Origin of the sequence: Neochlamydia sp. S13 (genome assembly GCF_000648235.2) — a bacterium.
Classification (GTDB): Bacteria; Chlamydiota; Chlamydiia; order Chlamydiales; family Parachlamydiaceae; genus Neochlamydia.
Map to the genome: position 1 here is coordinate 599,126 of NZ_AP017977.1, position 13,923 is coordinate 613,048.

General features: G+C 37.6%; 12 protein-coding genes. 10 read left to right on the top strand and 2 right to left on the bottom strand.

From position 1 onward, the window contains the following. The first annotated feature begins 143 nt into the window (after positions 1 to 143). The 8 genes from TY21_RS02310 (at position 144) to TY21_RS02345 (ending at position 8,629) form a co-directional block, all read left to right on the top strand. Positions 144 to 695 (top strand): hypothetical protein, encoded by a 552-nt coding sequence (locus TY21_RS02310; RefSeq protein ID WP_042241884.1) that lies wholly within the window; start codon positions 144 to 146, stop codon positions 693 to 695. Between the two features lie 14 nt (positions 696 to 709). Then, positions 710 to 1,870: a hypothetical protein gene (locus tag TY21_RS02315; protein ID WP_042241879.1), complete on the top strand. Its 1,161-nt coding sequence runs from the start codon at positions 710 to 712 to the stop codon at positions 1,868 to 1,870. Positions 1,871 to 1,896: 26 nt separating this feature from the next. Beyond that, positions 1,897 to 2,928 (top strand): hypothetical protein, encoded by a 1,032-nt coding sequence (locus TY21_RS02320; RefSeq protein ID WP_042241876.1) that lies wholly within the window; start codon positions 1,897 to 1,899, stop codon positions 2,926 to 2,928. Between the two features lie 282 nt (positions 2,929 to 3,210). Beyond that, positions 3,211 to 4,215: a hypothetical protein gene (locus TY21_RS02325; protein WP_042241874.1), complete on the top strand. Its 1,005-nt coding sequence runs from the start codon at positions 3,211 to 3,213 to the stop codon at positions 4,213 to 4,215. 388 nt (positions 4,216 to 4,603) lie between these two features. Then, positions 4,604 to 6,025 (top strand): DUF4116 domain-containing protein, encoded by a 1,422-nt coding sequence (locus tag TY21_RS02330; protein WP_042241871.1) that lies wholly within the window; start codon positions 4,604 to 4,606, stop codon positions 6,023 to 6,025. A gap of 620 nt (positions 6,026 to 6,645) precedes the next feature. After that, positions 6,646 to 7,245 (top strand): MarC family protein, encoded by a 600-nt coding sequence (locus TY21_RS02335; RefSeq protein ID WP_042241869.1) that lies wholly within the window; start codon positions 6,646 to 6,648, stop codon positions 7,243 to 7,245. Positions 7,246 to 7,255: 10 nt separating this feature from the next. Beyond that, positions 7,256 to 7,855: a MarC family protein gene (locus tag TY21_RS02340; protein ID WP_042241866.1), complete on the top strand. Its 600-nt coding sequence runs from the start codon at positions 7,256 to 7,258 to the stop codon at positions 7,853 to 7,855. Positions 7,856 to 8,014: 159 nt separating this feature from the next. After that, entirely contained in the window at positions 8,015 to 8,629 is a 615-nt protein-coding gene (locus TY21_RS02345) for a tRNA pseudouridine(38-40) synthase TruA (RefSeq protein WP_232044387.1), read from the top strand. A 256-nt stretch (positions 8,630 to 8,885) separates the two neighbouring features. Here the strand turns inward: TY21_RS02345 and TY21_RS02350 are convergent, their stop codons facing one another. Both TY21_RS02350 and TY21_RS02355 read right to left on the bottom strand, forming a co-directional pair. Continuing rightward, positions 8,886 to 10,118, bottom strand: a complete 1,233-nt coding sequence (locus TY21_RS02350) for a DUF368 domain-containing protein (RefSeq protein WP_052354565.1) — start codon at positions 10,116 to 10,118, stop codon at positions 8,886 to 8,888. Positions 10,119 to 10,120: 2 nt separating this feature from the next. After that, entirely contained in the window at positions 10,121 to 10,531 is a 411-nt protein-coding gene (locus TY21_RS02355; protein ID WP_039385455.1) for a RodZ family helix-turn-helix domain-containing protein, read from the bottom strand. A gap of 101 nt (positions 10,532 to 10,632) precedes the next feature. Here TY21_RS02355 and rnhC point away from each other — a divergent pair, with 101 nt between their 5' ends. Continuing rightward, complete coding sequence (gene rnhC, locus TY21_RS02360) at positions 10,633 to 11,547, top strand: ribonuclease HIII (protein ID WP_039385453.1); 915 nt, start codon at positions 10,633 to 10,635, stop codon at positions 11,545 to 11,547. A gap of 444 nt (positions 11,548 to 11,991) precedes the next feature. Then, entirely contained in the window at positions 11,992 to 13,605 is a 1,614-nt protein-coding gene (recN, locus tag TY21_RS02365) for a DNA repair protein RecN (protein WP_042241865.1), read from the top strand. The last annotated feature ends 318 nt before the right edge of the window (positions 13,606 to 13,923 follow it).

Below are 13,923 nucleotides of genomic sequence, written 5' to 3' on the forward strand. Positions count from 1 at the left end.
TAAAAAAAATTGCTTTAATTGGGAGTTTGATGATACAATCGGAATTTATGACGTTTTTGTTTTTAATTAAAATGTAATATTAAACATTAACCGGTTTATTTAGGGCAGGTTTTGTTTAGGCATATCTTTCAAGGAGAAAAGTGATGACAAGTTTTAATAGTGAAGTGTCGAGGACGAAGGCTTTAAATGCAGTTAAAAGCGAAGATTCCAAAGAGACGACAGAAATGGAACTAGAACAGCTCGTGTTTCTTCTGCTCACCGAACGACTTAATCAACTCCAGCAAAAAAGCAATGATGAATTTCAAGAATTGAAAAAACGCCAGGAAGAAGTGGTACAGATGCATAAAGTATTAAAGCTGATTAACAGCCAGACTACTGATCGCAGTGAATTATCTTTTGATACCTCGCATGACTTAACTCACCATTTGAAAGACGCTAGAGAAAAATTAGGGATTGATATTCAGGAAGGCTCTATTAAAAATGGTAAAATGATCTATACGAAAGATCAACGCGATAGGTTAATTGATAATATCCGGATGACCATTGACGATTATAATACTAAAAATGATATGCAAATGCAGACTGTCAATCGACTAATTAATGAACGTTATGAATCTTACCAAATGGCTCGCGCTATCTTAAAGCCTATCCATGACGATAAGATGAGCAAAGCGCGTGCTATCATGGGCCGTTAATTGAGGAGGAGCATATGCCGTTAGATAAACTTAACTCAAGTTTGGAAAGGACTTGGGAATTAAATACAAATGCCGAAACGCATGGCAGCAGTTACTTGAAAAAGCAAGGTTCTGCACCTGCTGAGGTCCAGCCTTCTCTGTATGCAAGTTCGATTACTTCTTTAAAACCTATTGAAGTTGCTACTCAAGCGGTGCAAAATGAACAACTTCACGGAAAGAAAAATAAAAGTGCCTTTGCCTGGATGGAGAATCTGCGAAATACTTTAATGAGTTATCTAGGAGCTCAGCAAAAAAAGGCTTCTGTGCCTGCATTAGAAGCTCAGCAAAAAATGAAGATTTCACTTGAGTCGACTACCCAAGCCTGTGCACTTGAGGAATTAAAAAATAGATCATCCGCTATTCATAAGCAACCTGAAACGATTAAAATAGAAGCTTTAGGAAAACAAAAGAAAGGTTTTCTATACCAGCTAGGTGACTGGATTAAAGAAAAATGGAGTTTTTTTAGCGGAAGCTCAAAAGGCAGTAAGCCTGCTGAAAAGATCATTGAACGTGAGTATTCTTCACAAGCTAAGCCTCTAGCACACCGTTCTCCTAAAGAGATTGATGAAGATTTTAAATATTTAGATATCACCGCTATGGATCCTCTAAAAGCTATGTTAGCCATATTAGTTAAGCAAGGGGAGCTGCGCCAAGAGCAGGCTACGCTAATCAATCAGCAAATTCTTCACAGGCAGCAAGACTTAAAAGCGCTGCACGCCGAACGTATGCAAATTCAAGCTGAACTTGCTCTGATAGGTAAACGCGCTGGTGTTTTAGAAAAAGTCAGCGTGGGATTAACGGTCACGCAAGCCCTAGGGGGGATAGCCTCGGCTGCTATGGTAGTGTCAGCTGCAGCTACAATAGCTACAGGTGGTGTTGCCCTGCCCCTTTTAATTGTAACAGGAGTTTTCAATGGCATGGCAGGAGTAGGCCAAACATTTAATACTTGGTTAAAAGGTGACACTAAAAATAAACTAAATAAACTTCAAGGTGAGATGCTAGCAAAATCATCCCAACGCGATGAATACCAATTTCAACTTAAAGTGGATGTTCAAGAGATTAAAAAAGCGCTGGTTTCTTTGATAAGCCATGCGGAAATGGGAAGTGGACTTCTTTCTGCCCAGTATGGTAAATAAATAATAATTTTTGAGGAGAATTAATTATGCGTGAAGATGCAATAAAAGAAAACTATTCCTCTTATGCGCCTCGCGGCCCATTAAGTGAAGACTATCCGTTAGATTTTAAAGCTAGCGATGCCATTCAAGCTACCGAGCGTTATTCTAGCTCAGTCGCATCTTGCAAAGATTTCCCCCTCCCTATTTACGCTGCTAAAGATTTTTTTATTGAATCAGAACAAGAAGCTAATCCAAAAATAGCTGAAATGCAAAAAGCTATGCAAAAGGAAGCAATTTTAAAAAGAAATAAAAAAAGTTTTTGGCAAATTTTTAATAAAGAAACCTTAGTTAGCTGGAAAGATAAGGCATTTAGCCTTTTTGGAAAAAACAAACTAGCTAGCAGTAAAAACGCCTCGATAACAGCCCCCTTGACAATCGAGCCGACTGGTGGTGAGCTAGCTCCTGCTAAAATTAACAAAAAAGAGGATATCGAAGCTCAACGTATTAAAGAAATTGAAGATACGCTTGTTGCTTATGAACTAGAGCTACAAAATGCTAATGGCGGCAATATGAAAGCCATGATGGAAATGATGTGCAAAATTTCCATTTTGTTAGGATCGCTTGGCCATCGTTACAACAAGAAAGAGATCGATGATTTATTTAAGCATCTAGAAGTAAATGTGAAAAAAAGAGTGAAAACATTTGAAGGTGGACGTGCTTGGACCTATGTTTCCGTGTTTCTACAAGGGACGGGAGCTGCTCTTTCCTTTGCTCCTTTAGGTGGCCAAATTCTAGGGGACACTTCCATGCTTGGTAAAGTCTTAACAAATTTAGGACAAACTTCGCAAGGAATAAGTTCATTTGGACATGCTACTAGCAAAATTGGGGACATTGAATCTGAGAAAAAAATGGCTGCTCGTACCGAACATGATCATGAAGGGGAGAAACTAAAACAAACTCGCCATGATCGCGATCGAAGCATAGAAAAAATTCATCAATCTAGTCAGCAATTATTTGCGATTATGAATGAGCTAGCACGTACTCATACTGAATCAGTTAAGAGAGCTGCAGCTGTTTAATCTTGCTAACGGTGCTGCAAAAGCACCGTTTCTTGCTAATTTCTTTTTTTTATCCGTGGATCTTTATCTAGCTTAATGCTCGCGCAGATTAATTTGAGGGACCTTATAAAAAGGTTTCTCTTTCTAATATACACTCTAGTCTAAAGAAATAAAATTTTTAAATTTTTTTCAGCTCGTAAATTTTGTTTTATAATTTTATCTAGCTACAACTTAAAAAGTGTTTGATATAAATCAAATTTTTTTATAAAGAAAATTATTTATAACAACCTTTAAGGAGTAGCTATGTCAATAGGCAACAATGTTACATGTTTAGAAAAACGGATAGATTACGAAAGAATATATATTCCTCGCATTTGCGGTGCTGTCGGTAGTGAATTTATAAGGGTTATTCCTCTAGTAGGGGGAGTGTTGCATTACCTTAAATCCAGGCAGCTTCTTAGTAAGATTAAACGTTTAGATAAAAATGAGTTAAACGAAAAGAAAAAAATGAAATCTGCTATTCGGTTTCATAATTTAATGGCAGCTGCCCAGTTTGTGCCAGCCGTAGGAAGTGCTGTAGGTTTTGTAGAAGCAGCAATTTTTGCAGTTAGGGGTAAACCACGCAAAAATAAGAAAAAGCAGCTAGTTATAAATAACTTAGGCCTTAAAATTAATGGTCCAGAAAACGGCAATTCGCTTGCTCTGGTGCAGAAAGAGCTTGAAAGCACTAAACAAGCGAAAAAGAAGGAAAAGATTAAGCTTAACAATGACCCCTCATCTGCCGAGTACCAAGCTTCTTCTATTGAATCTGCTGAGCAATCTAAAGAGACTAAAATAAAAGAAAAAAATCGCGTAGAGTATACGATTGTTATTATTCGGGAAAAAGCTCTTCACGAAAGGGTAAGAAAAATTGAAAAGGAGATGAAAAAGCAATTAGGTCGGGTCATGATCCATAAAATAACTCCAGACCAGTTAAATGCAGATGTTCCTGACCATATGCTAGCCTTTCATATTTACTTTAATTCTGGGCAGCCTGATTTTCCTAAGTTAAATAGACGCCAATCAGAAATAGCTGCAAAATGTAAAAATAATTGCGTATTAGTCTCCTTAAATCGTCGCGATATTGCAGGATACGCGAGTAAAATCATTCACTCAGGTTATATCAAAAAGGGAAAATTAAAGAAGAAGTCGATTACCCAACTCTGCTTACAAAATCCTCTTCAAGAGAAGTTGAAAAAATCTACCGTCAAAGCCCTTGGTAAAGAAATGTCAGGAGTTTTCAAAAAATATATTAAAGTAAAAAAATAGCCTAGTTTAATGCCTTTTAGTTTTTTTCCAAGTCATTTGTCATTATTACATAAGAATGATAAATGACTTTTCTTCTATCATGAACAACCTTGCTTGGGCTTGCAAATCCTTGCTAGGCCTTGTTCATCAATCTTCCGAACTTTATTCATTAAAGTGTTTGCTCTAGTCGAAGAAAATAAAAGAATTTTTTCATGTTTAATAAAACGCATTAAAGGAAAGAGGGATTTTGAATTGACTCTCTCTTTCTTTCTGTTTTCCAAGGGGGGAACTTCTCATGCAATTATACCTCCTAACTGAATGGGATGTTTTTTGCGTAAATAGCTTTTTCTAAAGATCAAAAAATGAATTTATTCTATAGTCTTAGATAGACTAAATTTTAAGGTTTGCTATGAAAATAGATACATTTTCAAACGTAGGTGTTTTCATAGATAATACAGCAGACTATCTACCCTTAATTAGTACTTTAACTAATTTAATGGATATTTTTCAAAAATGTGTTTGCTTACCTTTTAAAAACAAAGAAAGTATATCAAAAAGCCGCTATTATACCCATCTTAACAAGAAAAGCTTTAGACGTTGTCTGATCTTACTGATTCCCATCTTAGGAAATATTTTCATTGGGATGGAAGACTTTACGCCTCGATCTTTCCATGATAAAAAGTTTATCCTTGCCTCAGTGCGCAAAAAAGGCCGTAAACTTTATTTTGCTAGCGAACGGCTTAAAAATGATAAAGAGGTAGTCCTTGAAGCTGTCAGGCAGGATGGCTTAGCCCTTAAATATGCCTCCCAAGAGCTTAGAAACAATAGAGAAATTGTTCTTGCCGCTGTCCAACGCAATGGCCTGGCTCTTAAGTATGCTAGCCCACAGCTAAAAAATGATCAAGAGGTCGTGCTTTCTGCTGTTAAGAAAGATGGTTTAGCATTCGCAAGTGCTAGCAAAGAATTAAAAAAAGATCATGAAATTATGGTAGCTGCTGTAGAGCAAAATGGCTGGGCGCTTAAATATGCTAGCAAAGAGCTTAAAAGTAATAAGGGCCTAATCCATGCACTTGTCCAGAAAAATGGCTGGGTGCTAAGGTTTGCAAGCAGAAAACTCCAGAATGACAAGGCAGTGGTGGAGGCGGCTGTTTTGCAAGATGGCTGGGCTCTTGAGCATGCTAGCGCCGAACTTAAAAACAATAAAGAAATAGTTCTTCTTGCTGTTGAGCAAAATGGCTTGGCTCTTGAATATGCTAGTCAAAAGCTTAAAAATGATAAAGAAGTGGTGTTTGTGGCGGCGAGGAATGATGGCGCAGCGCTTAAATTTGCTAGCCAAAAGCTACAAAAAGATAAAGATTTCATTCTTGCTACTCTTCAACATAATGGCTTGATGCTAGAGTATCTCAGTGAAGATTTTCAGAATGATAAGAGCCTAGTATTGGCAGCTGCTTTACAGAATGGTTTGGCGCTTAAGTATGCAAGCCAAGAACTCCAAAACGATAAAGAATTAGTACAGGGTGTTGTACACAGAAATGGATTAGCACTTGAGTTTGCCAGCGAAGAGCTGAGAAACGATGCGGACGTTATCTTGGCTGCCGCTATGCAAAATGGATTAGCACTTAAGTATGCTAGTCCAGAGCTTCAAAATAATAAAGAATTAGTACTCCTTATCGTCCAGAAATTTGGCTGGGCTCTTCAATATGCTAGCCCCGCTCTTAGGAGCGATAAGGAGGTTGTTCTTGCTGCCGTTAAGCATTCTAGCCAGTCTATTAAGTATGCTAGCCATAAGCTTCAAAAGGATATGGAGCTTATCGAATTGTCTAGAAGTTAAATGCTCATAAATAATTAAATCTAAAAAAATTTAATTTTTCCCTTTGATATATTATTGGGTCTAGCCAAGCGTAGGATAAGAAAAGCTTTCATTGTCTCGACCAATTTTGATCGTTTTGAAGCTTCTATAGAGCCGATCTTAATTTAAAAGAGCCGATAAACTATAAAGCGCCTTTTCAAGAGTAAGTCTATGTAAAATTTTTAATTTTTATATTTTTTTTAAGTCGCTGTTTATCCTTTATCGATATACATAGCAAGACTACCGCGTTGAGTAGGTAGGCAGGTATTAGAGGTTTAAGCATTTTTAAAGGATAAAAAAATATTAAAAGATAAGAGGGTTTTTATTTTATTTGCAGCCTTTCAGCGAATTATAAAGCAGAAACCATAGACTATAAATTTCTGGGTAAAGTAGGCCTGAGAAAGAAAATTTAAAGATTAACCTTGCATAGCATTAAAATTTAGTTTGAAGAGAAAATAATTAACTTGCACGTAACTCTCTCGGGATCTAATTATTTAAACTCATTTAGATAAGAACTAAAAAAGCTGAATGAAAATGAGCAAGTTGTATTTAATTTCCTAAAACACTATTATAGCACGTTTGTTAAATGATAGGTTCATCCTGTGTCTTTATTTCAAATAGCTTTAACTTTTTTTTTAGTTACCAATCCTATTGGAAATTCGCCAACTATTCTAGCGCTAGTTAAGGATTTTGAATTCGAGCATCAAAAAAAAATATTAATGCGCGAAGGCCTAATAGCTTTTCTTATTGCTATATTCTTTCAGTATTTAGGAGAAATTTTTTTAGGTGTCCTTTTTGTGCATGATTTTGCTGTTAGCATAACCGGAGGCATTTTGCTGTTTTTAGTTGCATTACGAATGATCTTTTCCACAGCGCCTTCCACTAAATCTGCAAATCAACAAAAGCAAGAACCTTTTATTGTGCCTATCGCTACCCCTATATTATCGGGGCCTGGATTGATGGCGATTATCATGCTATTTTCTCGGCAAGAAGGTAATAATATAAAGATAACACTAGCGCTTCTTTTAGCTTGGATCTTTGTACTCCTTATTATTGCAGTAGCTCCTTACTTACACAAGCTTTTAGGTAAAAGGGGGCTGGTGGCTTTAGAGCAGTTAATGGGTATGCTTTTAGCCATGATGTCTGCGGGTATGGTACTTACGGGCCTTAAATTATTTATAGAACACTATAGACATTCATAAGAAGTGAAATATGATAGAAATTCCTTTGTTTACGATGACAATGATTCTTTTTTTGATCATGGATCCTATCGGCAATATTTCTACATTTTTACAGATGGTAGATGAGCTGCCATCTAAAAGAGTAAGATGGTTAGTGGCTAGAGAAATGCTGATTGCTCTAGCATTTATGCTCGTGTTTAATTTTTTAGGAGAATTTATTCTTCACATTCTACAGCTGGATAATCCGACTGTTCAAATGGCCTCATCCATCATTTTATTTTTAACAGCGATTAAAATTTTATTTCCTGCCTCCAATAGTTTGCGGGCAAATTGGCCCAAAGGTGAACCCTTTGTCATACCTTTAGCTGTTCCTCTAATTGCTGGACCTTCATTGCTAGCTACTATCCTTATGCTAGCTCATCTAGAGTCTAGTCAACCCAAGATGCTAATTGCCATATTAATAGCCTGGGTAGTTTCCACCTTTGTTTTGCTATTCGCTCGCCAATTGCAGCGTGCTTTAGGATATAATGGATTAATGGCAGCTGAGAGGTTGACTGGAATGCTGCTCGTCATGTTAGCTGTGCAAAGATGCCTAGAAGGAATTCAAGAATTTATAGCTCTTTTTTCTTAGAAGCATAGCAATAAGCCGAGAGGTTTAATGAAAAATATTAAGCTACAAATTGCTTATGATGGCACAAGCTATTTAGGATGGCAAAAAACCTCTCTAGGTCCCACTATTGAAGCTTCTTTAGAAAAAGCCCTAGAAAGAGTTCTTTAGCATCCCGTCACTTTGCAAGCTGCTAGCCGTACGGATGCAGGTGTTCATGCTCATAGGCAAGTCATCAATTTTTTTACCACCAAAGAGCTTTTAAATTACGAAAGCTTTAAGATTAGCTTAAATCAGCTTTTACCGCCCTCCCTTGTAGTCCTAGAAGCTCAAGAAGCACCCCAAAATTTTCATCCTACTTTAGATTGTATTCAGAAAGAATATCACTATTTTATCTGCAAGGGAGCCGTGCAAATGCCTCAAAATAGGCTTTACTCTTGGCATTGCCCTCGTTTGTCTAAGCTTGCTGAAATGAAAGCGGCTGCAAGATTATTGGTAGGAAAAAAAGATTTTTCCGCGTTTTGTAACTTTAAAAAGCATGTACATTATGCTAGCTTTGTGCGCCAGGTGGATAGGATAGAGATTCAGGAAATATTTCCTGATCGGCTGCTATTTAAGGTAGCAGGTCAAAGCTTTTTATATAAAATGGTACGCAATATAGTAGGCACCTTAGCCTATGTAGGCATGGGAAAAATGCTAGGGTCACAGATACCTGCTATATTAGCAAATCGTGATCGAAAACTAGCTGGCATTACTGCCCCGGCTCATGGTCTTTGCCTCCACCAAGTCAAATATTAGCCTGCATAGAGATTAAAGATATTTCTAGGCTTTTCAGGCCGTGTCTTATAGGATCATATTTAAAAAAAATAGACCTTTAAGGAGGGGTAGTTTGCTGAAGGAATAATTTCCTTTTGAAGGACAGACTTTTGCTTCTTTACCGTCCTATCTTACATAACTGCTTGTGAAAAAAGCGGGAGACTATTCATCTACTTAAAACGGCTTGTTTACTTAAAATTGTCTATTCACCTTCTCGCAAGCTTTATATCTCAGCTAATCAAGCAGGCCTTTTTTGTAAACTTTTGGCTGCAATATGCAGGCCAAAAACTAAGAGGGCTCCGCAGACAGTAAGTCCTAAGGCCAGCCATGTTTCATAAGAAGTCCATGAGGGTAGGATTGGCTCAAGGGTCTCTAGCTGAGCACCTTTTTCAAGATGAAGAGGTAAAAGAGCATATTGATAACTCCAAAAAGGCCATACTGCTTTTATGGCGCCAATCATAAAGCCTGTTAAGGAAGCGATAGCTAAATCATGGTGCTTATCTAAAATCCAGCTTATAAAGCGTGAGAAAAAAAGGGCCCCTAAAAAAATCCCTAATAATAAGTTGGCTAAAATAAGAAATGAGGGATGATCAAAATGCCCATTTTTTAAGCTACTAGAAAAATCTGCTAAAGCTCCTACCGCAATGGTATACATGCCTAGAATAGATAAAAGATAGCTTCCTGATATTCCCGGGAGAATCATGGCACACACAGCCAGAGCTCCGCAGAAGATAATCCATGGGTCCAAACTTTTACTCTTACTGTTGGGGAGAAAAAATTCTACGGGCCCCCAATTGGCAAGCTTATAGCTGTAGGCAAGCGTTGTAGGTGGAATCGCTTCTTTAGCTAGCATGGCGGAGAGCATTGAGGCGGGAACTGCTTTTAACGTGTGGGTAGAAAAATCATAATTGCGCAAAGGCTTATCAGAAACGATATTATCAATTTTGATATCATAAAGATCATCAGCATTTGATGAAGATATCATGGAAGATGATTGAGTTAGAAAAAAAGCTAGGCTAGCACTGCTTGCAAATAAGAAGATTGATAGCAGGGTCCAATGCTTGACTTGACCCATACATAGTAAGGTGGCAGCAATAATCAATCCAAAAAAAGTGGCATAGAGTAAGGAACGATAAGTTTCATGATTTAAAAGGTAGGAAACTAGGTGCGCTAAGCAGAGCATAGCTAGGATAATGCCTATTAACAATCCTAACAAAAATTTCCAAGCAATAAGATTAAAAAATTTTCGAAAATGACCTTTTAATAACGTTTTAAATGCTGAGCGATTAAGAGTTTTTAAACTATAAAGGAAATCTTCGTAGAAACCCATGATGAAGGCAATGGTACCTCCAGAAATGCCAGGAATAATGTCTGCTGTTCCCATGCATAGGCCCAAGCAAATTAAGCATAGCCAACCTCTTGCTGCTGCTAAAGGCAGCTTATGAGAAGGCTTAAGCAGCAATATGGACATGATTAGATGACTCCAAAGTACCGTGCCGTGAACCAAGCCGTAATGATGAGCAAAATAAAAGCACTTATCCAGATGGCATTAGGAAACCATTTGACTCCCGCTCCCGGATTTCCACGGACTTCAAGCGTTCCTATTCCATAAGCAAATTCTTGCGCTTCTGGACGTGAAAAGATGGCTGGATTCTCTCGAACAATTTTTTCTCCATCGATGCCTAGAAAAGCTGCATATTGACGAATGAATCCTTGAGCATAAACAGGGGAATTAAGTTTATCAATTTCCCCCTCTTCAATAGCTTGAAGATGGGATATGCGAATAGAGGTCGCATTCTCAATTTCTTTGAGAGAGAGGTTAAGCTCCTTACGGCGCTGCTTAAAAATTTCACCCATTTGAATAGATTCTTCTCGGATTTTCATATGTTAGGTAACGATCTTTACAAGATCAACCTTCTCCTTATGTTGACAGTTATCAAAACTACCTTTTATACTATAAAATTAATAATAACTCAAGTTAATGCATGACCGATTCATCTCCCTCTGGCAAGTCCACTACCTTTGTCACCCAATTAGACATAAAAATAGCCGATAAGCTAATGCAAGATCTTATAAATCAGGGTTTTGAGATAACAAAACCTCTTTATACTCTATTTTCTGCCAAAAAGAAAGGGATCAGTTGCACCCTTTACCAATCAGGCAAATTAATGGTTCAAGGGAAAGAAATGGCCTCTTTTATGGAATTTTATCTAGAGCCTCACATTCTGGGGAATTTTAAGTTTAGTTACGCGCATCTAGAGATCGATATAACGGCTCGTATAGGAATTGATGAATCAGGTAAGGGAGATTTTTTTGGACCTTTATGTATCGCTGGAGTGCAAGCTGAAGGCCACGCTATCCATCATCTAAAAACCTTAGGGGTTAAAGATTCTAAGTCTTTAAGCGATCAATCCATTATAAAAATTGGCAATAAGATTCGCGCCGAATATGCGCATCATATAGTGAGGATAAACCCGGCTAAATATAATGAATTGATGATCCAGTTTAAAAACCTCAATCATCTTTTAGCTTGGGGACACGCTACCTCTATTGAACAGCTTGCAAATAGGACCGGTTGTCAAAATGTAATTATCGATCAGTTTGCAGATGAACGAGTGGTCATTAGAGCCTTACAGCGAAAAAAAATGGAGATTAACCTCACACAAAGGTACCGAGGAGAAGAAGATTTAGTAGTGGCTGCTGCTTCCATACTTGCCCGCCAAACATTTGTGGAAGCTCTTGATCAATTATCTGAAAAATATAAGATAGAGATTCCTAAAGGAGCATCTATGAAAACAATTGAGATAGGAAAAAAGCTTGTACAAACTTACGGCAGCGAAGTGTTAGAACATGTGGCTAAATTACACTTTAAGACGCTAGATGCTATTATGAAAAATTAAGTAAGCCATAGAAAAGTTAAAAAAGCTAAAGGCTACGAAGACGGGGATCTTTTTTCACTACAGAAATAAATATATTTGTTAATGCCCTAACTTTTGCTTATCGATTTCTTTTTGCCCAAAAAATTAAAAGGTAAAAAGGGATAGCTTCTAAGCTTTAAAGAATGTATAAAAGGTGTTAAATCTAAAGGGTAGACAATTCTTTATAGAAGATGGTTTTAGATAAAGAAAATAAGCCCTGTTTTTTATCATAGGTATCTCTTACTCCAGATGATGAAAGTAGGCTTTTTTTGATACGGAAAGAGTAAGCCGGCACTAAAAAAGTGTTTTTAAAAATTAATTTCAATTAAGTCTAATAAAAATTAAAAAATCGGGGAGAGCTAAAAAAGAAATGATGGGTAGTCTAAACGTATGTGGATTTATTTCTTTATCCGCAGGATATCACCTATGCTAAAGCAATTACGCATTAAAAATATCATACTTATTGAATCTGCAGAAATAGATTTTGCCGAGGGCTTTAACGTTTTATCGGGCGAAACGGGATCAGGAAAGTCTGCGATCATGAACGCTATTCGCTTAACTGCGGGAGAGCGAGCAGAAACAGGGATAATTCGTAAAGGCGCTGATAAAGGTGTTGTGGAGGCTGTTTTTGATATAAAAGGCTTGGTAGAAGTAGAGAATTTACTGGAATTAAGCGGAATTGATAGAGAAGAGGGTGCAGAGCTTTATATACGTCGCGAGATTTTTGCTACCGGTAAAAGTCGTGCTTTCATTAACCATCAGCTAGCGCAGTTAAGCTTGCTACGTGCTCTATCTACCCATTTGATTCATCTCGTTGGGCAACATGCTAATCAAGATTTACTTTCTTTAGATCGCCATCGTGAGCTACTCGACCTTTTCGGTAATATTAAAGAGGAAGTGGCAGCCTTTTCAACTAGCTGGGAAGAAGAAAATGCCTTGCAAAATGAATTGGAGCAATTAATAAATAACGAAGCTCAAAGATTGCGCGAAATGGAAGTCTGCCATATGGTACTTGAAGAATTAGAAGAAGCTCATTTGAAGGTAGGAGAAGAGGAGGAACTCTTTAGCGAATACACCCTTTTAACGCATGCAGAAGAATTGGGTACAAAAGTGCAGGAGGTCTGCCAAGTATTGGATGGTGAAAAAGCGGCCCTACTCCCTCATTTGAATCGTCAACAGCATGTTGTAGGCTATTTAGCAAGCCTTGATCCTGCCTTAAAAGACCTTTCTGAAGCTTTCCATAATGCCGTTTTAGAGCTCCAAGAAGTAGCAAGCGCATTAACTCTTTACCAATCGCGCTTAGAATATAACCCTGTGCGTACCTCCGAGATAAATGAACGCTTAAAATTAATTACCCGTTTGAAGAAGAAATACGGGCCTACTGTAGAAGATATGCAAAGCTTTGCAGAGGAAAGTAAAAAAAAATTGCAAGTTTTAGAAAATGCGGATAATAGAATTGAAGAGCTAAAAGACAAACTTGAACTTGCTAAAACGAAAAATAATCAGAGAGCTTCACAATTATCGGATAGCCGTCGAAAAGCTGCGGTAAGGTTAGCTGCTGCTTTGAAAAAGGAGTTATGTTCTTTGAATATGCCAAAGGTAGATTTTCAAATAGATATTCATCCTTCTAAGAGAAACCGTTATGGAGATGATAAAATAGAATTTTTCCTGCTTCCGAATCTTGGAGAACGTCGTATTCCTATCAAGGACTGTGCAAGCGGCGGAGAGCTATCTCGGGTCATGCTCTCTTTGCAAACTGTTTTAAGTGATAAACAACGTATCCCTACGTTGATATTTGATGAAGTGGATTCAAACATTGGAGGCGCAACAGCAGCAATCGTGGGAGAAAAACTTAAAGCCATTGGCAAAGACCTGCAGGTATTATGCATTACTCATTTTCCTCAGGTCGCTCAACATGCTGATTATCACCTTCAAATCTCTAAAAAGGTGGTAGGGGATCGGACAGTAACTTTTGTTAATTTATTAGATGCTTCTACCCGCAAGCAAGAACTTGCACGAATGACAGGTAAGGCCACCTAAGCTTTGAAGGGATTAGGCTCTAGATTAACTGCGACGAAAGCAGCAGGACCTGCAAAATAAAAGCTTCTTAAGCGTTGTTAAGATAAGTTTCTACAAAGAAGGAGTTTAATCTAATGAAATACACTATGCAAGAAGCTAAACCTGTATGCACACATATCTCAAAAGCAATGCTATAACTAGCAGCTAAAAAACTCTTATGGGCGGCAAAAGCATTAAGCCCATGCCTACTCTTATCATTTTAGGCTTAAGAAATCACCCCTGTACGGTTGAAAAGAGCATTATCTTTTAAAAACTGACTTTTTTGAAAACAGTTTTTTA